The organism is Variovorax flavidus, assembly GCF_030317145.1.
Taxonomy (GTDB): Bacteria; Pseudomonadota; Gammaproteobacteria; order Burkholderiales; family Burkholderiaceae_C; genus Variovorax; species Variovorax flavidus.
Window position 1 is genome coordinate 309,138 of sequence record NZ_JASZYE010000005.1, and the last position, 22,818, is coordinate 331,955.

A 22,818-nucleotide genomic window follows, 5' to 3' on the forward strand; every position below is an offset into this window, starting at 1 on the left:
CGGACATCTTTTCTCTCCTTCAGCGGATGATGGCGATCTTTCTGTGCAGTCGCTTCACGAGGTACGAGAGCGAATAGCACAGCACGAAGTAGACGACCGCAGCCAGCAGGTAGGCCTCTTCCGGCCGCCCGAAGTTCTTGCCCGCCGTGTCGAATCCCTTGAACAGGTCGTAGGCGCCGATCGCATAGACCAGCGAGGTGTCCTGGAACAGGATGATGGTCTGGGTCAGCAGCACCGGCAGCATGTTGCGAAACGCCTGCGGCAGGATCACGAGCTTCATGTTCTGGCCATAGCTCATCCCCATGGCCTGGCCTGCGAAGACCTGACCGCGCGGAATCGACTGGATGCCTGCGCGCATGATCTCGCTGAAGTACGCCGCCTCGAAGGCAACGAATGTGATGATGGCCGAGTACTCGGGCCCGATCGGCCGGCCGATGATGTTGGGCACCAGCAGGAAGAACCAGAGGATCACCATCACCAGCGGAATGCTGCGCATGCCGTTGACGTAGATGGCCGCGGGCATGTCGAGCCACTTCTTGCCCGACAGCCGCATCAGCGCGAGCAGCGTGCCGAAGAAGATGCCGCCCAGCGTGGCGACCACGGTCAGGAACACGCTGAAGTACAGGCCCTTGAGCAGGAAGGCGCTGATGACGGGCCAGCTGAAGAATGTCAGATCGAGATTCATCTCAGTGTCCTCCCGTTCCGCCGGCGACCACGAAGCCCGGCACGCGGACTCTCTTCTCGACCCACGCCATGATGCGGTTGATGATCATCGCGGAGATCACGTAGAGCACGGTCACGGCCATGTACATCTCGGTCACGCGGGATGTCTCTTCGCCGGCCTGCATGGCGAACTGGATCATCTCGGGAATCGACACCGCGAACGCGACCGACGAGTTCTTGAAGATGTTCATCGATTCGCTGGTGAGCGGCGGAATGATGATCCGGTAGGCCATCGGCAGGATGACGTAGCGGTAGTACTGGAAGGTGGTGAAGCCCACCGCCATGCCGGCGTAGCGCTGGCCCTTGGGCAAGGCCTGGATGCCGGAGCGAAGCTGCTCTGCGATCCGTGCCGAGGTGAAGAAGCCCAGCGCGAACACCACCAGGATGAAGGGCGGCAGGCCCGCCATGACGGGGAATATCTTCGGCACCACGTGGTACCAGAGAAAGATCTGAACCAGGAGCGGGATGTTGCGGAACAGCTCGACCCAGGCATTGCCGAAGCGCACCAGCCAGGGGCTGTCGGGCAGCGTGCGGATCACGCCGACCAGGGAGCCCAGCACCAGCGCCACGACCAGCGAGCACAAGGACACCGACACCGTCCAGCCCCAGGCCGAGACCAGCCATTGCCAGTAGGTAGGTATCTTGCCGCCCGGATCCTCCAGGAAGATTTGCCAATCCCATTTTCCCATTTCAACTCCTCGATCATTGTTGGAGGCAACTCACAAAACAAACGCCCGCCGAAAGAGGCGGGCGTTCGTTCACGCGTCAGCCCACGCGACTTACTTCTTGGCGTAGTCTTCCATCGGCTTGTCGTTGGGGTTGGCCCACGCGGCCTTGGTGGCTTCCGACAGCGGCAGGCCGACCTTGGTGTTGGTCGGCGGGATCGGCTGCATGAACCACTTGTCGTACATCTTGGCCAGCGAACCGTCCTTGATCTGGTTCTTGATGCTGTCGTCGACCGCCTTCTTGAAGGCCGGGTCGTCCTTGCGCATCATGCAGGCGATCGGTTCGACCGAGAGGGCCTCGCCGACGATCTTGAAGTCGGCCGGAGCCTTCGACTTGGCGATGTTGCCGGCCAGGATCTGGCCATCCATCACGAAGGCGTCGGCACGACCCGATTCGAGCAGCAGGAAGCTGTCGGCGTGGTCCTTGCCCATGACTTCCTTGAAGTCGATGCCCTGCGCGCGCTCGTTCTTGCGCAGCGTCTGCACCGAGGTCGTGCCGGTGGTGGTGGCGACGCTCTTGCCGTTGAGGTCCTTGATCGAGTTGATGCCGGAATTGGCCTTGACCGCGATGCGCACTTCCTCGACGTAGGTGGTGACGGCGAAGGCGACGTCCTTCTGGCGGGTGGCGTTGTTGGTGGTGGAGCCGCATTCGAGGTCCACGGTGCCGTTCTGCACCAGAGGAACACGATTCTGCGAGGTCACCAGCTGACGCTTGATTTCCAGCTTGGGCAAACCGAGCTGCTTCTGGATGTCGGCCAGGATGCGTTCCGACATTTCGGTGTGGAAGCCAACGTACTTGCCGTCGCCGATGGTGTAGGCCAGTGCGCCCGAGGAGTCGCGCACGCCCATGGTGACGCTGCCGCTGGACTTGATCTTGGCCAGCGTATCGCCGGCCTGTGCAAAGGCGCCCCCCGCGGCGAGCGCCATTACGGCCAGGGCCAACATTTGCTTCTTCATATGGAAAACTCCTGTGACTTAGAGATACAGATACACGAAATTCTAGACGCCCGCATTTTGCGCCATACCCGGGCCAACCCGGTGCGTCACGCACCATGGATCAGCGCGCGGCCGTTTTCAGCACTGCGCGGGCGCACCAGTTCGCAACCGGCTGCGGATGCGTTCTCTTAAAGCACCCTTTGTGCCCGAATGAAACACGAGGTCACGACTCGGGCTGGGTTCCCACGAGATAGGCCCAGAGAGCGTCCACGGAGCCCTTGGCTCTTGGAGAGGACGCATCGGTCTTGCCCGGCCGGCCGCTCGCCTTGTGAGCCGCGGACGGCCGCTCGCGGTAGGCGCGGATCTCCATCGTCGCCTCGAGGCGGTCGATTTCGGGCGGGAGCGCACTCACCAGCGTGCGGGCGCGGATCTCCTTGCGCACGGCGCTTTGTGGCAAGAAGGCGATGCCGTGGCCTTCGAGCGCCATTACCTTGAGTCCCTCGGCCATGTCCGTTTCGTAGACGCGGTCGAGGTGGATCGCGGTGCCCGACTCCTTGAGCAACTGGTCGACCACGCGACCGAGGTAGGCGCCCGGCGCATAGCCGAGATAAGGCAGCGGCTGCCCGGCGCGCCCCGGCAACCGGTAGCGCGGCGCACCTTCGGCGTCGGGCTTGACCCACGGCGCCACGACTTCCTGACCGAGACTCACCATCTCGTAGCGGTTGGCATCCAGCGGCAGCGGCTGCGAGGGATGGTGGTAGGCAATGAGCAGATCGCAGCTTCCCTCGACCAGGCGGAGCACCGCGTCATGCACGTTGAGCGCGATGAGCCGGCTCTTCAGCGGCCCGAACTGCTCGCGCAGGCCCGTGATCCAGGCCGGGAAGAAGGTGAAGGCCAGCGTGTGCGGGATGGCGACCTCGATCACGTCCTGCGCCGCCGCCGAATGGCCGCGCAGCATGGCGCGCGTGCTCTGCAACGCCTGCAGCATCTCGATCGCCTGGCCATAGAGCGTCTGGCCGGCCGGCGTGAGCCGCGTCGGATAGGAACTGCGATCCACCAGGTCGGTGCCGGCCCATCCTTCGAGCGCCTGGATGCGGCGAGAAAACGCGGGCTGCGTCACATGCCGCAACTGGGCCGAGCGGCTGAAGCTGCGCGTCTCCGCAAGGCTGACAAAGTCTTCGAGCCACTTGGTTTCCATGAACTGATTATGCGAGGGCTGCGACATACTCCGGGACCTCACGGAGCCCGCTTTCGCCATGCACGCTGACGACCTTCTCGACCTGGATGCCACCACCCTGTCCCGCCAAATCGCCGCGCGCGCGGTCTCTTGCCGTGAACTGATGGCCGCCGCGCTGGCGCGCATCGAGGCGCTCAATCCGCGCTTCAACGCCATCGTGTCGCTGCGCGATCCGCAGCAACTGCTGGACGAGGCAAGCGAGCGCGACGCACAGCTCGCGCGCGGCGAACGGCTCGGTTGGATGCACGGCTTTCCGCTCGCAGTGAAGGACCTGAGCCATGCCACGGGTCTCCCGACCTCGATGGGTTCGCCGCTCGCGCCGCGCTCACCGGCGCGCGGCGACAGCCTGCATGTATCGCGCATGCGCGGGGCCGGCGCCATCGTCATCGGCAAGACCAACACGCCAGAGTTCGGGCTCGGCTCGCACACTTACAACACGGTGTTCGGCACCACGCTGAACGCCTACCAGCCCACGCTTTCTGCGGGCGGCAGCAGCGGAGGCGCCGCGGTCGCGCTGGCCTTGGGCATGCTGCCGGTGGCCGATGGAAGCGACATGGGCGGCTCGCTGCGCAATCCGGCGGCGTTCAACAATGTGATCGGCTTTCGCCCATCGCGAGGCCGGGTGCCCGGCTCGCCGGACGAGGAACTGTTCCTGCAGCAACTCGGCTGCGAAGGCCCGATGGCCCGCACCGTCGAGGACGCCGCCCGCCTGCTCGCCGTTCAGGCGGGCTTCGACCGGCGTGTGCCGCTGTCGCTCTCCGACGCGCTGCCCTCTCCTGATGCGATGCAGCTCGACAGCGACGTGAAGGGCCTGCGCATCGGCTGGCTCGGCAGCGTATGGCCGGATCTGCCGCTCGCGCCGGGCGTGCGCGAACTCTGCGAAGGCGCCCTGCAGACCTTCCGGGATCTCGGCTGCGAGGTCGAGCCGCTCCAGCTCGATGTACCGCGCGAACAGAACTGGACCGCGTGGCTGCGGCTGCGTCAGTTGCTGGTCGGCGGCAAGCTGGGCGCCGCGTACGCCGATCCTTCGCTTCGCGAACGGCTCAAGCCCGAGGCCCGCTGGGAAATCGAGCAAAGCCATCAGCTCGACGCCGCGGCGCTGTACCAGGCATCGGTCTATCGCTCGAACGTCTATCGCGCCTTCGTGCGTGCATTCGATGCCTTCGATGTCGTGGTCGCCCCGACGGCGCAGGTCTTTCCCTTCGACGCGAAGCTCGACTGGCCCGCCGCGGTCGGCGATGTGGCGAGCGACACCTATCACCGCTGGATGGAGATCGTCACGCCCTTCACGCTCGCCGGTCTTCCCACTCTCAACGTGCGCGCGGGCTTCGGCGAAGGCGGCCTGCCGATGGGCTTGCAGATCGCCGGCCCGATCCATCGTGACCTCGACGTGCTGCGCCTCGGCCACGCCTATGACCGGGCCTGCGGCTGGGGCGTCGTCCAGCCGTCGGTGCTCGGAGAGTTGCCGGCCTAGATGGGAGACACGACGCCGCGGCCTGCGAAGTGGCCTTCGGCGTTGGCCATGAAGCGGTTCACCGACGCCTGGGTCGCCTCGGGCGACCAGCCTGCCATGTGCGGCGTCAGCAACACGTTGTCGAGGCCGATCAGGGGCTCGGGCCGCTTGGGTTCGCTTTCGTAGACGTCGAGTCCTGCCCCCGCAATCCGGTTCGCGCGCAGTGCCGCGGCCAGCGCCTCGGTGTCGACCACGCTGCCGCGCGAGATGTTGACCAGATAGCCCTGGGGGCCGAGCGCGTCGAGGATCTCCGCGTTGATCAGGTGCCGCGTTCCCGCGCCGCCCGGCGTCGCGATCACCAGCACGTCCGCCCATTCCGCCAGCGCCTTGAGGCTGTCGAAATAGCGGTGCGCGGAACCTTCGCGCGGCTTGCGGTTGTGATAGCCGACCTCCATGTCGAATCCGCCCGCACGCTTGGCGATCTTCTGGCCGATGGTGCCCAGCCCCAGGATGCCCAGCTTCTTGCCCGACACATTGGGCGGCTGCGGGATTTCCTCGCGCCACACGCCTTCGCGGCATTGGCGGTCGAGCGTGCGGATGCCGCGCACCACTCCGATCAACAGGCCGAAGGCGTGGTCGGCCACGCAGTCGTCATTGGTGCCGGCGCCGTTGGCAGCCGCAATGCCGCGCGCACGGATCGCATCCATCGCGAGCCCTTCGAAGCCCGCGCCCATGGCGCAGACGAGCTCGAGCTTGGGCATGGCGGCGATCTCTTCCGCCGTGATGCCGATCACGCCGATGGTCAGTACCGCGCGGAACTTCGCGCCGTTCGCGGCGATGGCCGCCGTGCGCTCGGCCTGGGTGGGCGCGTAGGTCAGGTCATAGACAGCGGCCAACTGCGCCTGATGGGCGGTCGAAAGACTGTTGAGCACCAAAAGAGGAATCTTCTCGGACATTCACTTGCTCCTGAAATGGCTGAATTGAATAAGAGCCGCATCGCGCGGCCCGAATGCCGCGCGACCGGAAAAAAGAGGGTCACAGTACGGGCGCAGCCTCGAGCTTCTGCAATCTCCACATCTGCGCGTACTTGCCTTGCCGGGCCAGCAGGTCGGCGTGCGTACCACGCTCGACGATCACGCCGCCTTCGAGCACGAGGATCTCGTGCGCGTCGACCACCGTCGAGAGACGGTGTGCGATCACGAGCGTGGTCTTGTTGCGCGCCGCACTCTTGAGCTCGGACTGGATCGCCCGCTCGTTCGCCGAGTCGAGGGCCGACGTGGCCTCGTCGAAGATCACGATCGGCGGGTTCTTGAGCAGGGTGCGCGCGATGGCCACGCGCTGCTTCTCGCCGCCCGACAGCTTGAGCCCGCGCTCGCCCACCGTGGTTTCGTAGCCTTTCGGCGTGTGCACGATGAAATCGTGGATGCGCGCCGCGCGGGCGGCCTCCTCGACCTCTTCCCGGCTCGCGCCGGGGCGGCCGTAGGCGATGTTGTATTCGACCGTGTCGTTGAAGAGCACCGTGTCCTGGGGCACGATGCCGATCGACTGGCGCACGCTTGCCTGGGTCACCTTGCGGATGTCCTCGCCGCCGATGGTGATGCGGCCCTGCTGCACGTCATAGAAGCGATAGAGTAGCCGCGCCATCGTCGACTTGCCCGAGCCCGAGGGCCCGACCACGGCCACCGTCTCGCCCGCCGGGATCTCGAAGCTCACGTTCTTGAGGATCGGTCGCGCGGCCTCGTAGGCAAAGCTCACGTTCTCGAAGCGCACCGTCGAATCGGCGCCTGCGAGCGGCGTCGCGTCCGGCGCGTCGCGCACCTCGCGCTCCTTCTCGAGCAACACGAACATCTTGTCGAGGTCCGTCAGGCTCTGCTTGATCTCGCGGTAGATCACGCCCAGGAAGTTGAGCGGGATGTAGAGCTGGATCATGAAGGCGTTGACCATCACGAGGTCGCCCAGCGTCATGCGCCCGTCGACCACGCCCTGTGTGGCGCGGTAGAGCATCGCGACCAGGCTGACCGCGATCAGGCATTGCTGGCCCGCGTTGAGCAGGCTCAGCGTGGTCTGGCTCTTGACGGCGGCCTTGCGGTAGCGTTCCAGGCTGGCGTCGTAGCGGCCCGCCTCGAAGTTCTCGTTGTTGAAGTACTTGACCGTCTCGTAGTTGAGCAGCGAATCGACCGCGTGGCTCTGCGCCACGGAATCGAGCTCGTTCATCGTCTTGCGGAACTGCGTGCGCCATTCGGTGACGATGACGGTGAACCCAATGTAGACCACCAGCGCGGCAACGGTGATCCAGACGAAGCCCGAATCGAACTTCACGCCCAGCACCGTCAGCACCAGCGTGAGCTCGATGATGGTCGGCACGATGCTGTAGAGCGACATCGAGATCAACGAATGCACGCCGCGCGTGCCGCGCTCGATGTCGCGCGTCATCCCGCCGGTCTGCCGCTCCAGGTGGAAGCGCAGGCTCAGCGCGTGCAGGTGACGGAAGACTTCCAGCGAAATGCTGCGCGCTGCACCCTCGGTCGCCTTGGCGAAGACCAGTTCGCGCAGTTCGTTGAAAACGGCCGTCGAAAGCCTCAGCAAGCCATAGGCAACCAACAGGCCGACCGGCACCACCAGCAGCGCGGCCGCACTGCCCGGCTTGATCGACATCGCATCGACCAGGTTCTTGAGCAGCACCGGCACGCCGACGTTGGCGACCTTGGCGCCGATCATGAAGGCGAGCGCCGCCATCACACGCCACTTGTAGTGCCACAGGTAGGGGAACAGCCTGCGCAGCGTGGCCCAGTCGGAACGGTCGCCGCGGGCAGGCTGGCTGCCCGAGGCGTGATGAGGAGAGGAAATTGCTTCGCCGCTGCGGCGCATGGGGGACAATCGTGGGTGTTATTTGATCCAGATTGTGCCCATGTCCGCCACTTCCAGTCCCAACCTCACCGCCACGCTCAAAAGCCTTCCGGCCGACATGGAGCTGGTGCTCAAGGTGATCCCGATGCCGGCCGACTGCAACGCCAACGGCGACATCTTCGGCGGCTGGGTGATGGCGCAGTGCGACCTGGCCGGTTCGGTGATCCCGGCGCGCTACGCCAAGGGCCGGATGGCGACCGTCGCGGTTAACGAATTCGTGTTCAAGCAGCCGGTGCGGCTGGGCGACATCCTGTCGTTCTACTCCAAGCTGGAGCGGATCGGACGCACCTCGGTCACGGTCACCGTGGAAGTGTTCGCCGAGCGCTTCAAGGCGCAAGGCGAGTACATCAAGGTGACCGAGGCGACATTCACCTATGTCGCGATAGACGACAACGGGCGCCCGAGACCTATCGAAAAGGACTGACGCCCGCCCCGCCCGCCGGACTCAGACCTTCGAGAAGTCGGGCCGGCGCTTTTCCATGAAGGCCGTGAAGGCCTCGCGCGCGGCGGGTTCACGCAGCATGCGGCCGAAGCTCTGGCCTTCCTCGCCCATGCGCTCCAGCACCACCGCCTGCTGCGACTTCTTCATCAGGCGCTTGGTCTCGATCAGCGCGCTCAGCGGCTTGGCCGCCAGCTTGCGCGCCTGGGCCTGTGCAATTGCATTGGCTTCGGTCGGCGGCACCACGCGATTGACCAGGCCCACTTCCAAGGCAGCTTCGGCCATGAAGGGCTCGCCCAGCAGCAGCGCCTCGGCCGCACGGTGGTAGCCGAACATCAGCGGCACCAGCAGGCTGGACGCCGCCTCGGGGCACAGGCCCAGGTTCACGAAGGGCATCGAGAAAGCTGCGTTGTCGCCCGCGTAGACGAGGTCGCAATGGAACAGCATCGTGGTGCCGATGCCCACCGCCGGGCCGCACACGGCGGCCACGATCGGCTTCGGGAAAGTCGCGATGCCGCGCAGGAAGCGGAACACCGGCGACTCCTGCGTCGAAGGCGGACCATTGAGGAAGTCGCCAATGTCGTTGCCGGCGCTGAAGATCGTCGCGTCGCCCTGGATCAGCACCGCACGCACCGCGTTGTCCTGATCGGCCTTGGCCAGCGCATCGGCCAGTTCGCCATACATCGCGCTGGTGATCGAATTCTTCTTGTCGAGGCGGTTGAAAGTGATGGTCATCACACCGGCTTCGGTGTGGACGAGGATGTCGCTCATGGTGAGTCCTTGCAAAGAAAAGTGGTTCAGGCGCCGAGCGCCTCGCGCACGAAGTCGAGCCGATCCTGGCCCCAGAACATCTGGTCGCCGACGAACATGGTCGGCGCGCCGAAGACGCCACGCCGCACGGCGTCCTGGGTCGTGGCCTTGAGCTGGTCCTTGACGTCCTGCGCGTTGGCGAGTGCCAGCATTTTCGCGGCATCGAAGCCCGCGGCCTGCAGCACGGCGCCCACCGTCGCGGGGTCGTTCAGGTTGCGCGGCTCGACCCACATCGCGTGGAACATGGCATCAACGTAGGCCCGAAAGCGCTCGGCTTCATGCATCTGCATGCCGGTGGCACCACGCATCAGCAGCAGCGTGTTGATCGGAAAATCCGGATTGTGGCGAAGCGGAACTCCGTAGCGCCGTGCAAAACGCGCCAGGTCGGTGAACACGTACGGGCCCTTGGCAGGAATGGTGGCCGGCGAATGATTGCCGGTGGACTGGAACACGCCACCCAGCAGCATCGGCTTCCACACCAGCTCGGCGCCCACGTCGGCGCACAGGTGCGGCAACTGCGTGGCAGCGAGGTAGGAGGCGGGGCTGCCAAAATCGAAATAGAAATCGACCGATCGCGTCGTCATTCGGGTTGTCTCCTCAGAATTTCTCGGACCACGGCCGCAGGTCGAGCTCGTGGGTCCAGGCGTCGCGCGGCTGCGAATGCAACATCCAGTACGCGTCGGCGATGTGCTCGGGATTGAGGATGCCATCCTGCGCCTTCAGCGCATAGCGCTCGGGGAAGGTGCTGCGGATGAACTCGGTGTCGATCGCGCCATCGATGATCGAGTGCGCGACGTGAATGCCGCGCGGCCCCAGCTCGCGCGCCATGCTCTGCGCCAGCGCGCGCAGGGCCATCTTCGCGCCGGAGAAGGCGCCGAAGTTGGCCGCGCCGCGCATCGACGCGGTGGCACCGGTGAAGATGATCGTGCCGCGGTGCGAGCCTTCCGGCAGCTCTCGCGCCACCATGCGCTTGGCCACCTCGCGCCCGTTCAGGAAGCCGGAGAAGCAGGCCATCTCCCAGACCTTGAAGTACTTGCGCGCCGTCTCCGTCAGGATGCTCTCGGGCACGTTGGCGCCGATGTTGAAGACCAGCACTTCGATCGGACCCACGGTCGCTTCGATCTGCTCGACGAGCGCGACGACCTCTTCTTCCTTGCGCGCGTCGCTGGCAAAGGCATGTGCCTTGCCGCCCTCGGCCTCGATGCGGGCGACCAGGGGCTGGAGCTTGTCGAGGCTGCGCCGCGTGACGCAGGTGGCGTAGCCTTCACGCGCAAAGCGGCGCGCGATGGCGCCGCCGGTCGCGTCGCCCGCGCCGACGATCAGTGCTGCTTTCGTACCCGTCATGGAGTCACTCCTTGAAGTAGACGATCTGGTTGCTGGTGGCCAGGAGTGCGCCCGATTCGCTCCAGAGCTGCGCGGCCTGGTCGAAGTACCCGTTGCGGAACTGCTGCCCCGTCGCGCGGCCCAGCAGGTAGCCGGTGCCGATCTCGGCCAGCAGTCCGGCGTCCGTGTGGAAGTAGGTCGTGATCGACACGGTGCCGATCGGCACGTGCGTCGCGCGGCGGAGCCAGACGCGCGGATAGAAGGTGTCGCTCAACGCCGCCAGCGAGGCGAAATCCAGCGGCCTCGGCTCCCAGTCGCGCAGCCACATGCGCGTCTCGCTGTGGTCGCCGCTGCCGTCCCAGCGCGTCGGGATCGAGCCGCTGACCGGGCGCATCTCGTAGCGCTCGAGCCACGCGACCCGGGCCGGCCCGATGCTCAGCCGCTCGACCCGCTCGGGCGAAGGGACTTCAGGCATCGGTAGATCGTTGACGCCCCAGGTCTCGCGCCGCACCGCCGTGACCACGGTGGCCGTCGTCGTGACGTGGGTCTTGCCCTCACTGCCGGACTGCGTCATCTGCACGGTCCAGTGCTGCGTCGAGCGATTGGTGCGCACCGGCACGGCCTGCACTTCGAACGCGCCTGCTTCGAGCGCCGCGGCGTAGTTGACCGTCAGGGCGATCGGCTCTCCGAGCAGGTCGGGATGCCGCAGCACCGACTGCAGCATCACGGCCGCCGTCGTGCCGCCGAAAGGCCCCACCATGTTCCAGTAGTCGGGGCTCGTGGCCCCGGTGAAGAGCCCTGCCTGGATGTCGCTGTGCTCCAGTGCAAGGGCCTTGTCGAGAGGGTGTGATTTCATGGCCGCAGTGTGCCTCCGTGCCGATGGATCGTGCAGTCGTATCGGAGACGCCTGCGCCTGCTCACAAACCCTGAGGCCTACACGCGCTCGAAGATGCCCGCCGCGCCCTGCCCCATGCCCACGCACATCGTGACCATGCCGTACTTCAGCTTCTTGCGCTGCAGTGCATGAATCACCGTCGCGGAACGGATCGCGCCCGTCGCGCCCAGCGGATGGCCCAGTGCGATCGCGCCGCCCATCGGGTTGACCTTGGCCGGGTCGAGCCCCAGCGTGTTCATCACCGCAATCGATTGCGCCGCGAAGGCTTCGTTGAGTTCGATCCAGTCGATGGCGTCCTGCGTCAGCCCTGCGTAGCGCAGTGCGGCAGGGATCGCCTCGATCGGGCCGATGCCCATGATGTGCGGCGGCACGCCCTTGCTGGCGAAGCTCACGAAGCGCGCGAGCGGCTTCAGGTCGTACTGCTTGCAGGCCTTCTCGCTCGCGATGATCAGCGCGCCTGCGCCGTCGGAGGTCTGCGAGCTGTTGCCCGCCGTGACCGAGCCGCGGGCCGCGAACACGGTGCGCAGCTTGGCGAGACCTTCGATCGAGGTGTCGGGACGCGCGCCTTCGTCGAGGCTGACGGTGCGGGTCTTGACGATCGGCTCGCCGGTCGCGAGATCGGGCGTGCGGTCCGTGACTTCGATCGGCGTGATCTCGTCGGCAAATTCGCCGGCCTGCTGCGCCGCCAGTGCGCGCTGGTGCGACTGCAGGGCAAAGGCGTCTTGCGCTTCGCGGCTGACCTTCCACTGCTGCGCCACCTTCTCGGCCGTGAGACCCATGCCGTAGGCGATGCCCACGTCACCGTCGCGCTCGAAGATCGAAGGCGACAGCGAGGGCGCATTGCCCATCATCGGCACCATGCTCATGCTTTCGACACCGGCCGCGATCATCACCTCGGCCTCGCCGACGCGGATGCGATCGGCTGCCATCTGCACCGCCGACAGGCCGGAGGCACAGAAGCGGTTGACGGTGATGCCGCCGATGCTGTTGGGCAGGCCCGCCAGCACCGCGCCGATGCGCGCAACATTGAGGCCTTGCTGCGCCTCGGGGATCGCGCAGCCGCAGATGATGTCCTCGATCGCCTTGGGGTCGAGCCCGGGCACCGCCGCGAGCGCCGCTTTCAGCGTGGTCGCGAGCAGGTCATCGGGCCGGTAGTTGCGGAAGTAGCCGCGATGCGACTTGCCGATCGGCGTGCGAGTGGCGGAGACGATGTAGGCGTCCTGGATTTGCTTGCTCATGATGTCTGTCCTTAGTTGCGCACGGGCTTGCCGGTCGAAAGCATCCCCATGATCCGCTCCTGCGTCTTGGGATGAACGATGAGCGAGCAGAAGGCCTTGCGCTCGAGCGTCATCAGGTATTCCTCGGTCACCAGCGAGCCGGCATCGACGTCGCCGCCGGTGACGACGCCCGCGATCAGGCTCGCGATGTGGAAGTCGTGGGCGCTGATGAAGCCGCCGTCACGCATGTTGACCAGTTGGCCCTGGATGGTCGCGGCGCCGCTGCGGCCCGCAACCTTGAACTGCCGGCGCAGCGGCGGGCGCCATCCGGCGTCGGCCATCGCCTTGGCTTGCTGGAGCGCGACGTAGAGCAGTTCGTCCTTGTTGGGAACGATCACGTCGCTGTCGAGCAGGTAGCCCAGCTTCTTCGATTCCAGCGCGCTGGTGCCGACCTTGGCCATGGCCGCTGCGGTGAAGCCTTCGGTCAGGAAGGGCAGCAGGTCGGTGCCCGTCGATGCGGCCGCGTTCTCCGCGGCACGGCGAGCGATGTAGGTCAGGCCGCCCGCGCCGGGGATCAGGCCGACGCCGACTTCCACCAGGCCGACGTAGCTCTCCATCGCGGCAACACGCCTGGCCGAATGGATCGCCAGCTCGCAGCCACCGCCGAGCGCCATGCCGCGCACGGCCGAGACGACCGGCACGCTGGCGTAGCGGATCTTCAGCATGACCTTCTGCAGCTCTTCCTCCGCAGCTTCGACTGCGCCGATTCCGGCAACGACGAAGGCCGGCAGCATCGCCTGCAAGTCGGCGCCGACCGAGAACATCTCGTCGGGCGACCAGATCACCATGGCCTTGTAGTCCTTCTCGGCCAGTTCGACGCCAGCGGCCAGAGCCTCTGCGACGTCGGGGCTGATGGCGTGCATCTTCGAGTGGATGCTCGCAATGAGCACTTCGCCGTCCAGCGTCCAGAGGCGCACGTCGCCTTCGTCCTGGATGGTCGTGCCCGCGCTGTTCGCATCGGGCGCGTTGGCGCCCAGCACGCTTTCGGGGAACAACTGGCGTTCATGCACCGGCAGGCGGCGCGGCGCGATGAAGGTGCTCTTCGAAGCGCTCCAGGAGCCTTCGGGCGTGTGCACGCCACCGGCCTCGGCCACCGCGCCTTCAAAGACCCACTTCGGCAGCGGCGCGGTCGACAGCGCCTTGCCGGCATCGATGTCTTCCTGGATCCATTGGGCAACCTGGGTCCAGCCGGCTTCCTGCCAGAGTTCGAAGGGGCCCTGCTTCATGCCGAAGCCCCAGCGCATCGCGAGATCGATATCGCGTGCGCTCTCGGCGATGGTTTCGAGGTGCACGGCCGCGTAGTGGAAGCTGTCGCGCAGGATGGCCCACAGGAACTGGCCCTGCGCACCTTCGCTCTCGCGCAGCAGCTTCAGGCGCTGGGCGGCTGGCTTCTTGAGCATGCGGCCATAGACCTCGTCGGCCTTGTCGCCCGAGGGCACGTACTCGCCCCTGGCGAGGTCGAAGCGCAGGATGTCGCGCCCGGCCTTCTTGAAGAAGCCGGCCTTGGTCTTCTGGCCGAGGTTGCCGAGCTCGAGCAGCTTGGCGAGCACGGGTGGCGTCGCGAAGTTGGGGTAGAACGGATCGCTCTTCTCGTCGAGGTTGTCCTGCAGCGTCTTCACGACGTGCGCCATCGTGTCGAGACCCACCACGTCGGCGGTGCGGAAGGTGCCCGAACTCGCGCGGCCGAGCTTCTTGCCCGTGAGGTCGTCCACCACGTCGGGCGTCAGGCCGAACTTCTCGACTTCCTTCAGCGTGGCCAGCATGCCGGCGATGCCGACGCGGTTGGCGATGAAGTTGGGTGTGTCGTGCGCGCGCACCACGCCCTTGCCGAGCGCGCTAGTGACGAAGGTTTCGAGCTGGTCGAGCACTTCCGGCTCGGTGGTCGGCGTGTTGATCAGCTCGACCAGGAACATGTAGCGCGGCGGATTGAAGAAGTGGATGCCGCAGAAACGCGGCTTGAGCGCCTCGGGCAGCGCCTCGCTCAGCTTGGTGATCGACAGGCCCGAGGTATTCGAGGCCAGGATGGCGTGCTTGGCGACGTGGGGCGCGATCTTCTTGTACAGATCGAGCTTCCAGTCCATGCGCTCGGCGATCGCCTCGATCACCAGGTCGCATTCGCCGAGCTTGGCGAGGTCGTCCTCGTAGTTCGCGGCTTCGATGAGGCCTGCATCGGCCACATCACCCAGCGGCGCGGGCTTGAGCTTCTTGAGGTTGTCGATGGCGCGCGTGACGATGCCGTTCTTCGACCCTTCCTTGGCGGGCAGGTCGAACAACACGACCGGCACGCGCACGTTCACGAGGTGGGCCGCGATCTGCGCGCCCATGACGCCGGCACCGAGCACGGCGACTTTCTTCACTTGAAATCTGGACATGACTGGCCCTACAAAAGTTCTGACTGATTCGAAAAACACCTTGGGACCGGATTCGCCGGTCCACCGGTGTTGCCCCCTCGAAGGGGAAGGCGGCTACACGCAATGCGCAGGCAGCGGGGGTGGTTCACGGAACACGGTTCCACGTCTGGGTGCGCCAGAACGGACCGAGGTACCCGCGCACTTCGAGCTTCTTGCCGCCATCGACGGGCGTGAAGCTCGCGCGGTATTCCTTGCCGTTCTCGGGGTCGAGGATCTTTCCGCCTTCCCAGACGTCCTTGCCCTCGGCCTTCTTGCCGCCCCGGATGATTTCCAGACCGGCAATGGGCTTGCCCTTGCGGTCGTCTGTGCACTCCTCGCACACGGCGTCGGGCTTCGCGTCCTTGCGGAGCGTCTTTTCGATGCGGCCTTGCAATGCACCGCCCGGCTCGCCGATGCGAATCTCGGCCTTGGATTCGCCGGTCTTGTCATCGACGCTGCGCCAGAGACCCACGGGACTCATTTGCGCGGCGGCCGACGCGGCACCAGCGGCGAGGACGACGGCTGCGAAGAGCGCTTTCATGGCGTTCAGGCCAGTGCGGCGTCGGTGTTCATCAGCGGCGCGCTGCCGGCGCGTGCGGTGCGCATCAGCGTCGCGGTCTCGGGGAACAGCTTGGCGAAGTAGAAGCGCGCGGTCTGCAGCTTGGCCTGGTAGAACGGATCGGCGTTGCCGGCGGCGATCTCGCGCAACGCGGCGCGCGCCATCAGCGCAAACATGTAGCCGAACACGAAGTGGCCTGCGACGCGCAGGTAGTCCACCGCGGCGGCGCCGACTTCGTCCGGATTCTGGAAGCCCTTGAAGCCGATCTCGGTCGTGAACTTGGTCAGCTGGTCGCCCAGCACGGCGACGGGCGTGATGAATTCGCTCATCTTCTCGTTGACGCCTTCTTCCTCCACCAGCTTGCCGACGAGCTTGCCGAACTTCTTCAGCGTCGCGCCGTTGTTGCCCAGCACCTTGCGGCCCAGCAGGTCCAGCGACTGGATGGTGTTGGTGCCTTCATAGATCATGTTGATGCGGTTGTCGCGCACGAACTGCTCCATGCCCCATTCCTTGATGAAGCCGTGGCCGCCGAAGACCTGCATGCAGGCGTTCGTCGAGATGTGGCCGTTGTCGGTGATGAAGGCCTTCACGATGGGCGTCAGGAGCGCGACGATTTCGCCGGAGTCCTTGCGCACCTTCTCGTCGGGGTGGTGGTGTTCCTTGTCGAGCAGCAGCGTGCAGTAGATGGCCAGCGCACGGCCGCCTTCGGCGTAGGCCTTGGCGGTCATCAGCATCTTGCGCACGTCGGGGTGCACGATGATCGGATCGGCATCCTTGTCCTTGGCCTTCACGCCGGAGAGCGAGCGCATCTGGATGCGGTCCTTGGCGTAGGCCAGCGCATTCTGGAAGGCCACTTCGGTCAGGCCCAGCGACTGGTTGCCGACGCCCAGGCGGGCGGCGTTCATCATCACGAACATCGCGGCGAGGCCCTTGTTGGGCTGGCCGACCAGCGTGCCGGTAGCGCCTTCGAGCACCATCTGGGCCGTGGCATTGCCATGGATGCCCATCTTGTGCTCCAGGCCGCCGCAGTAGATGCCGTTGCGGCTGCCGAGCGAACCGTCGGCCTTGACGTTGAACTTCGGCACCACGAACAGGCTGATGCCCTTGCTGCCCTTGGGCGCGTCCGGCAGGCGAGCCAGCACCAGGTGGATGATGTTCGCGGCCATGTCGTGTTCACCGGCCGAGATGAAGATCTTGTTGCCGGTGAGCTTGTAGGTGCCGTCGGCTTGCGGTTCGGCCTTGGTGCGGAGCATGCCGAGATCGGTGCCGCAGTGCGGCTCGGTCAGGCACATCGTGCCGGTCCATTCGCCGCTCGTGAGCTTCGGCAGGTAGGTCTTCTTCTGCTCGTCGGTGCCATGCGCCGCGAGGGCTTCGTAGGCGCCGTGCGAGAGGCCCGGGTACATGGTCCACGCCTGGTTGGCCGAGTTGAGCATCTCGTAGAAGCACTGGTTCACGACGAAAGGCAAGCCCTGGCCGCCATAGGCCGGATCACAGGAGAGCGCCGCCCAGCCGCCTTCGACGTACTGCGCATAGGCGTCCTTGAAGCCCTTCGGGGTCTTGACCTCGTGCGTGGTCTTGTCGAGCACGCAGCCTTCTTCGTCACCGCTGATGTTGAGCGGGAAGGTCACCTCGGAAGCGAACTTGCCGCCCTCCTCCAGCACCGCATTGATGGTCTCGGCATCCACCTCGGCATGCTTGGGGAGCGCCTTGAGCTCTTCGGTGACGTTCAGCACCTCGTGCATCACAAACTGCATGTCGCGAAGAGGAGGGGTATAGGCGGGCATGTGCGGATCTCCGGGGAAATAAAAGTTTGATGAGAAAAAGGAAAGAGGCGCTTGGGCCGTGCGCTCAGCGCACGGTCTTCAGGCGGCGGCGCGCCGGAGCGGCGGTCGCGGCGGCGGGCGGTGCATCAGGCGATGCACAGCGCGCGAGGATGTTGTCGAAGCCGGCATTGGCGCGCGCCAGGGAATCGGGCGAACGCAGGAACCGCGCCTCATAGTGAAGCGCGAGGATCAGGGCATGGATCTCGAAGGCGATCTGCTTCTCGTCGGCATCGGTGCGCAGGTGGCCCTCGGCCTTGGCCTGCACGACGGCGCGGTACATCGCCGCGAGCCAGGTGTTGACCGAATCCGCCAGCGCATCGCGCACGGGTCCGGGCCGGTCGTCGAACTCGACCGCGCCGCTGATGTAGATGCAGCCGGAATCGATTTCGGCCGAGGTGCGCTTCATCCAGTTCGCGAACATGGCGCGCAGGCGCGGCAGGCCACGTTCGGCATCGAGTGCGGGGTAGAACACTTCCTGCTCGAAACGCGTGTGGTACTCGCGCACCACCGAAATCTGGAGTTCCTCGCGCGAGCCGAAATGGGCGAAGACGCCCGACTTGCTCATCTGCGTGACTTCGGCCAATGCGCCGATCGACAGGCCTTCCAGCCCGATCTGGGCGGCAAGGTTCAACGCCGCGTCGATGATGACGGCCTTGGTCTGCTGGCCCTTCTGGGGCGCACGGGCTGTCTTGGCGGTGGCGACGGTGTCGGGCATCGGTTGGCTGAAAATAATACGAACGGTCGTTCTATTTTGCAGCAGTTTCGGGGCTTCGGAAAGACGAAAGACCTGCAATAGTTGCAGGTCTTTCGTCTGAAGCTTGGAATTCGGGGAGCGCGCCCCGCTTGTCGGTACGGCTCGGTGCCGGCGTCTACTGCAACGCGCCCCAGCGCGGGACGGCCGGCTCCGCTATCGCCCACTTCCACCCATTCGCCCCTTGGCAAGCCGTTGTGACGAATCGGGGCCGCGGCGCGTCGGTCGGCTCGGCATCGATGTCCTCCACCGAGAACGCGGCTTCCTTGCACGCTGCCAACGGCGTTGCGAACGCGCGCACCACGGTGACCTCGCCCTGCTTGTTGCCATAGGGCACCGAATGGCGCACTTCCCATGGCCGGCGCTCACCAACCGCCATTTCCCCCACCAGCGCGGCAATGCGATCCTGCTCCTCACGGCTCAAATAGCGCATCGCGGCCTTGACGGATTCATCAACCCCGGCCTGTACGCCGATCCCGATCGCCACGCCCACCGCCGGATTGGAAGTGGCGGCACCGGATGCAAGGCCCGCGACCGCGCCAGTGAGTCCGCCGGCGGCACCGCAAGCCGTCAATGCAGCCACGGCAGCAAACGCAACGAGCAGCCCCGCCAACCTGGCCCCCCGATGCCGGCCTCTCATTGCAGCGAACCCCATCGCTCGGTGGCCGGTTCCGCCGAGGCCCAGGCCCAGCGACTGCCGCTGCGGCAGATGGCCGCCACGTAGAACTCACTGGCCGGTAATGCATCCTTGCCGCTCTGCTCCACCGAGACAATGATCTCCTTGCAGTCGAGTTCGCCGGAACTGATGATGCGACTGACCGCCACCCGGCCGGATTCCTCAGGCTCCAGGGGAAGCGAAAGCACCGTCTTCCACGCCTTGACCTGGCCGACCTTGAGCGGGCCGGCGACCTGCGCGATCTGCTCCTGCACTTCGCTGTGGATCTTGCGCTCGTGATACTGAACGCCGGCGCGCGCGATGGCCTGCACGGCGATGCCGATGCCGGAGGCCACTGCAGCGCTGTCTGTGATCGCGCCGGCAATGGCGCCGCCCGCAATGCCGGCGCCGGCCGAGGCGCTTTCGGCGAGGAGTGAACTGCAACCGCTCAGACTCAACACGGAGGCGGCCAATACGCAGCCCCCCATCCATCTCTTCATCTGCTCTTCCCTGTAGGGGCCTTCGGGCCCTCTTCAATCTGTATGTATGCCCGCGTTCAGCCTGCTGTCTCTTCGACGACCTTGCGCTTGTTGGTCGGCTGGATCCGGCGATGGTTGTCGTGGAACAGCTTCTGGAAGGCGGCGATCTGCCGGCGCGACATCTGGATCGGCTGCTCCATCACCACCCAATTGACGTTCTCGGAACACGGCGGCGTTGTCAGCGAACCGGCGTAGAGCAACGCCCTGTGGCTGGACGGCATCAGCGCTGCGAGGTCGATCTCCGCGTCGCGCGAGGCGCCTTCCGATGCCGGCAGATCGGCGAACAGCGGCGCGAGGGTCGGGTTCTCCTTGCCCGTCTTGATGAGCACGCCGACGACGATGATCTTTCCGCTGGCGTCCTTGCTGACCAGGTGCATTTCCATCGGGAAGGACTTGCCGTCGAGATGATGTTCACTCGGCGTGTGGAAGTGAAACTGGGCCAGCTTGAAGTCGACGCCCTTGAAGCCAAGCACCTGGGGAGCGCTGTCGCCCACATCCATCTGGATGGTGTGGCCGTTGTTGACCAGCTTGCCGGCCGTCTTGCCGAAGCGGATCGCGACCTCGCGGTCCGCCAGGTGACTGGCCTTGTTGCGCTGGAGCGCGATGGGCGATTGCTGCTGGCCGATAGCGCAAAGCTGGTTTTCCTCAGCCAGTGCAGCCCATTCCTTCGGACCGGTCTTGCCGGCGTAGGACCAGTGCGAGTGTTCGGCCGCAGACGCGACCGAACCGAAGCTGAAGGCCAGGAGGCCCGCAACGGCGAGACGTTCGACACAGGACATGGAGTGACCTTTGAAATGAGAATTGAATGGGCCCCTCACGCAGCACGACTGCGTGGAAGCTATTCAAGTCTCACCCGGAGCAAAGGTCAACCGGTCTGAAAATGAGACGGGACTCGTCTCATTCTTCGCAGGCAAACGGCTTGGTGCCGAGTGCAGATCCTGCAGTCAGAGCTTGAAAGGCACGACTTCCTGGCGTTGTTCACCCAGGCCTTCGATGCCGAGCGTCATCACATCGCCCTTCTTCAGGAAGACCGGTGGCTTCATGCCCATGCCCACGCCGGGTGGCGTGCCGGTGGTGATGATGTCGCCGGGCTCCAGGGTATTGAGCTGGCTGACGTAGCTCACGAGCTTGGCGACGTTGAAGATCATGGTCTTGGTGCTGCCGGTCTGCACGCGCTTGCCGTTGAGATCGAGCCACATGGCGAGCTTCTGCGGATTGGGCACCTCGTCCCGCGTGACCAGCCAGGGGCCGATCGGGCCGAAGGTGTCGAAGCCCTTGCCCTTGTCCCAGGTCAGGCCGCGCTCGAGCTGCCATTCGCGCTCGCTGACGTCGTTGATGGTGCAGTAGCCCGCCACGTAGTTGAGCGCATCCTTCTGCGACACGTACCGCGCGCGGGTGCCGATCACCACGCCGAGTTCGACTTCCCAGTCGCCCTTGACGGAGCCCTTGGGCAGCATCACGGGGTCATTCGGCCCCTGGATGCAGCTGATGGCCTTGGTGAAGACCACCGGCTCCTTCGGAATGGGCATGCCCGATTCCGCCGCATGGTCCGCGTAGTTGAGGCCGATGGCGATGAACTTGCCGACGCTCGCCACGGGGCAGCCATAGCGCGGCTTGCCTCGGACCAGCGGCAGCTTGTCGACCTTGAGCTTGCGCAGCTTGGCCAGCGCGGCATCGCCGAGTTGCTCGGGGCCGATGTCCTTGACCACGGCGCTGAGGTCGCGCAGTTGGCCGCCGTCGTCGACGAGTCCCGGCTTTTCCTTGCCCGGGTTGCCATAGCGAACGAGTTTCATGTTGTCCTTTCTTCTGAGATCAATAAGTGGAACGACCGCCGGAAAGATCGAAAACGGCGCCGGTGGAAAACGAGCAATCTTCGGTGCAAAGCCAGGCGACCATCGCGGCGATCTCCTCCACTTTGCCGAAGCGGCCCATCGGGATCTTCGAGAGCATGAACGCGATGTGGTCCGGCGACATCTGGTCGAAGATCGCGGTCTTCACCGCCGCCGGCGTCACGCAGTTCACGCGGACACCCGTGTCGGCCAGCTCCTTGCCGAGCGACTTGGTGAGTGCGATGAGACCCGCCTTGCTGGCGCTGTAGGCGCTGGCGTTGGGGTTGCCGTCCTTGCCCGCCACGGAGGCGATGTTGACGATGCGGCCGTAGCCTTGCATGCGCATCTGCGAGACGACTTCCCGGCAGCAGATGAACGGGCCGGTGAGGTTCACGTCCATCACCTGACGCCATGCGTCGACCGGGTACTCCCAGAGCTTGGTGTTCGGCCCCGTGATGCCGGCGCTGTTGATGAGCGCGTCGATGCGCCCGGCCTGCGCGAGCGTGGCGGCAACGGCCTTGGCCACGGACGGCTGCTGCGTCACGTCGACGGTGAGCGCGAAGGCCTTGGCACCGAGCGACCACGCGGCCTTCGTGGCGGCTTCGCCGTCGCGGTCCCAGATCGTCACACTGCCGCCCGACGCCAGCAGGCGCTGCACGACGCCGTACCCGAGGCCGGTCGCGCCTCCCGTGACGACGGCATGCCGCCCTGCGAAGTCGAGTTGGTTCATATGGTGATGCCTCCGTCGACCGTGAACGCCTGACCCGTGGCGAAGACCGATTCGTCGCTCGCCAGGAACACCACCACCGGCGCGATCTCCTCGGCCTTCGCGAGCCGGCCCATCGGCTGGCGCGCGATGAAGGCCTTGCGCGCTTCTTCCGGGTCGGCATTGGCGTTGATGCGATCGCCGAGCGAAGGCGTATCGACCGTGCCGGGGCACACCGCGTTGCAGCGGATGCCCTTGGTCACGAAGTCGGCGGCCACGCTCTTCGTCAGGCCGAGCACCGCCGCCTTGGTCGTGCCGTACACGAAGCGATTCGGCAGGCCTTTCATGCTGGAGCACACGCTCGCCATGTTGATGATGCTGCCACGCCCGGCGGCGAGCATGCCCGGCAGGACGGCCTGGATGGTCCAGAACTGTGCGCGAACATTGAGATGGAAGGCAAATTCGAGATCGGCATCGGTGGCATCCAGCGCCGTGCCGTTGTGCACCACGCCCGCGCAGTTGAACAGCACATCGAGCGAGGGTAGCGTCTTCACGAAGGCGTCGATGGCGGCCTTGTCGAGCACGTCGAGCCGTGCCGTCCTGATGTTGGCGACGCCCGCATAGCGATCGAGCAGTTTCTCGTTGACGTCTGTGGCCCACACCTGGGCGCCCTCGGCCGCGAGTGCGAGCGCGCTCGCGTGGCCGATGCCCTGTCCGGCCGCGGTGACGAGTGCGGTCTTGCCCTGGAGTCTCATGGGATGTCCTCGTTGAAGCTTTGTCGGATGGTCGCGCCACCGGGGTCCGCAGCGTTCAGGGTTTCGCCGGATGGCTGCCGGGCGGT

At 65.6% G+C, this 22,818-nt stretch carries 23 protein-coding genes; 2 read left to right on the forward strand and 21 right to left on the reverse strand.

What is annotated here, in order from left to right; genetic code table 11:
* Positions 1–19 precede the first annotated feature (19 nt).
* From QTH90_RS23270 to QTH90_RS23285, 4 genes are all read right to left on the reverse strand, one after another.
* Complete coding sequence (locus QTH90_RS23270; RefSeq protein WP_286666932.1) at positions 20–685, reverse strand: amino acid ABC transporter permease; 666 nt, start codon at positions 683–685, stop codon at positions 20–22.
* 1 nt (position 686) lies between these two features.
* Positions 687–1,412, reverse strand: coding sequence for an amino acid ABC transporter permease (locus QTH90_RS23275; protein ID WP_286601109.1), 726 nt, complete (start codon positions 1,410–1,412; stop codon positions 687–689).
* Between the two features lie 90 nt (positions 1,413–1,502).
* On the reverse strand, positions 1,503–2,405 hold the full coding sequence (locus tag QTH90_RS23280; RefSeq protein WP_286666933.1) for an amino acid ABC transporter substrate-binding protein: 903 nt from the start codon (positions 2,403–2,405) through the stop codon (positions 1,503–1,505).
* Positions 2,406–2,607: 202 nt separating this feature from the next.
* Positions 2,608–3,582, reverse strand: a complete 975-nt coding sequence (locus tag QTH90_RS23285) for a LysR substrate-binding domain-containing protein (protein ID WP_286666934.1) — start codon at positions 3,580–3,582, stop codon at positions 2,608–2,610.
* Between the two features lie 58 nt (positions 3,583–3,640).
* On the opposite strand from QTH90_RS23285, the gene QTH90_RS23290 reads away from it, so the two are divergent.
* Positions 3,641–5,095: an amidase gene (locus tag QTH90_RS23290; protein ID WP_286666935.1), complete on the forward strand. Its 1,455-nt coding sequence runs from the start codon at positions 3,641–3,643 to the stop codon at positions 5,093–5,095.
* Here the strand turns inward: QTH90_RS23290 and QTH90_RS23295 are convergent.
* Both QTH90_RS23295 and QTH90_RS23300 read right to left on the reverse strand, forming a co-directional pair.
* A complete protein-coding gene (locus QTH90_RS23295) occupies positions 5,092–6,030 on the reverse strand; it encodes a 2-hydroxyacid dehydrogenase (RefSeq protein WP_286666936.1) in 939 nt (312 codons plus the stop codon). The genes QTH90_RS23290 and QTH90_RS23295 overlap by 4 nt on opposite strands.
* Positions 6,031–6,109: 79 nt before the next feature.
* Complete coding sequence (locus tag QTH90_RS23300; RefSeq protein ID WP_286666937.1) at positions 6,110–7,942, reverse strand: ABCB family ABC transporter ATP-binding protein/permease; 1,833 nt, start codon at positions 7,940–7,942, stop codon at positions 6,110–6,112.
* 40 nt (positions 7,943–7,982) lie between these two features.
* On the opposite strand from QTH90_RS23300, the gene QTH90_RS23305 reads away from it, so the two are divergent.
* Complete coding sequence (locus tag QTH90_RS23305) at positions 7,983–8,405, forward strand: acyl-CoA thioesterase (protein WP_286666938.1); 423 nt, start codon at positions 7,983–7,985, stop codon at positions 8,403–8,405.
* A 21-nt stretch (positions 8,406–8,426) separates the two neighbouring features.
* Here QTH90_RS23305 and QTH90_RS23310 read toward each other — a convergent pair whose 3' ends face one another.
* The 15 genes from QTH90_RS23310 to QTH90_RS23380 all read right to left on the reverse strand — a co-directional run bounded on the left by QTH90_RS23310 (position 8,427) and on the right by QTH90_RS23380 (position 22,732).
* Positions 8,427–9,191: an enoyl-CoA hydratase gene (locus QTH90_RS23310; protein WP_286666939.1), complete on the reverse strand. Its 765-nt coding sequence runs from the start codon at positions 9,189–9,191 to the stop codon at positions 8,427–8,429.
* A 26-nt stretch (positions 9,192–9,217) separates the two neighbouring features.
* On the reverse strand, positions 9,218–9,814 hold the full coding sequence (locus tag QTH90_RS23315) for a 2-hydroxychromene-2-carboxylate isomerase (protein ID WP_286666940.1): 597 nt from the start codon (positions 9,812–9,814) through the stop codon (positions 9,218–9,220).
* A 13-nt stretch (positions 9,815–9,827) separates the two neighbouring features.
* The gene (locus tag QTH90_RS23320) at positions 9,828–10,574 is read right to left on the reverse strand and encodes an SDR family oxidoreductase (RefSeq protein ID WP_286666941.1); all 747 of its coding nucleotides are present in this window, start codon (positions 10,572–10,574) and stop codon (positions 9,828–9,830) included.
* A 4-nt stretch (positions 10,575–10,578) separates the two neighbouring features.
* On the reverse strand, positions 10,579–11,409 hold the full coding sequence (locus QTH90_RS23325) for an acyl-CoA thioesterase (RefSeq protein ID WP_286666942.1): 831 nt from the start codon (positions 11,407–11,409) through the stop codon (positions 10,579–10,581).
* 77 nt (positions 11,410–11,486) lie between these two features.
* The gene (locus QTH90_RS23330) at positions 11,487–12,686 is read right to left on the reverse strand and encodes an acetyl-CoA C-acyltransferase (protein WP_286666943.1); all 1,200 of its coding nucleotides are present in this window, start codon (positions 12,684–12,686) and stop codon (positions 11,487–11,489) included.
* An 11-nt stretch (positions 12,687–12,697) separates the two neighbouring features.
* Positions 12,698–15,097 (reverse strand): 3-hydroxyacyl-CoA dehydrogenase/enoyl-CoA hydratase family protein, encoded by a 2,400-nt coding sequence (locus QTH90_RS23335; RefSeq protein WP_286666944.1) that lies wholly within the window; start codon positions 15,095–15,097, stop codon positions 12,698–12,700.
* A 124-nt stretch (positions 15,098–15,221) separates the two neighbouring features.
* The gene (locus QTH90_RS23340) at positions 15,222–15,656 is read right to left on the reverse strand and encodes a DUF2147 domain-containing protein (protein ID WP_286666945.1); all 435 of its coding nucleotides are present in this window, start codon (positions 15,654–15,656) and stop codon (positions 15,222–15,224) included.
* A gap of 5 nt (positions 15,657–15,661) precedes the next feature.
* A complete protein-coding gene (locus tag QTH90_RS23345) occupies positions 15,662–17,458 on the reverse strand; it encodes an acyl-CoA dehydrogenase C-terminal domain-containing protein (RefSeq protein ID WP_286666946.1) in 1,797 nt (598 codons plus the stop codon).
* 64 nt (positions 17,459–17,522) lie between these two features.
* Positions 17,523–18,212, reverse strand: coding sequence for a TetR/AcrR family transcriptional regulator (locus QTH90_RS23350; RefSeq protein WP_286666947.1), 690 nt, complete (start codon positions 18,210–18,212; stop codon positions 17,523–17,525).
* 154 nt (positions 18,213–18,366) lie between these two features.
* Positions 18,367–18,861, reverse strand: coding sequence for a hypothetical protein (locus QTH90_RS23355; protein ID WP_286666949.1), 495 nt, complete (start codon positions 18,859–18,861; stop codon positions 18,367–18,369).
* A gap of 23 nt (positions 18,862–18,884) precedes the next feature.
* Positions 18,885–19,403, reverse strand: a complete 519-nt coding sequence (locus tag QTH90_RS23360; RefSeq protein ID WP_286666950.1) for a hypothetical protein — start codon at positions 19,401–19,403, stop codon at positions 18,885–18,887.
* A 56-nt stretch (positions 19,404–19,459) separates the two neighbouring features.
* Positions 19,460–20,221: a carbonic anhydrase gene (locus tag QTH90_RS23365; RefSeq protein ID WP_286666951.1), complete on the reverse strand. Its 762-nt coding sequence runs from the start codon at positions 20,219–20,221 to the stop codon at positions 19,460–19,462.
* A gap of 165 nt (positions 20,222–20,386) precedes the next feature.
* A complete protein-coding gene (locus QTH90_RS23370; protein ID WP_286666952.1) occupies positions 20,387–21,235 on the reverse strand; it encodes a fumarylacetoacetate hydrolase family protein in 849 nt (282 codons plus the stop codon).
* A gap of 19 nt (positions 21,236–21,254) precedes the next feature.
* Entirely contained in the window at positions 21,255–22,001 is a 747-nt protein-coding gene (locus tag QTH90_RS23375) for an SDR family NAD(P)-dependent oxidoreductase (RefSeq protein ID WP_286666953.1), read from the reverse strand.
* Positions 21,998–22,732: an SDR family oxidoreductase gene (locus QTH90_RS23380; RefSeq protein WP_286666954.1), complete on the reverse strand. Its 735-nt coding sequence runs from the start codon at positions 22,730–22,732 to the stop codon at positions 21,998–22,000. The genes QTH90_RS23375 and QTH90_RS23380 overlap by 4 nt, the downstream gene beginning before the upstream one ends.
* Between the last annotated feature and the right edge of the window lie 86 nt (positions 22,733–22,818).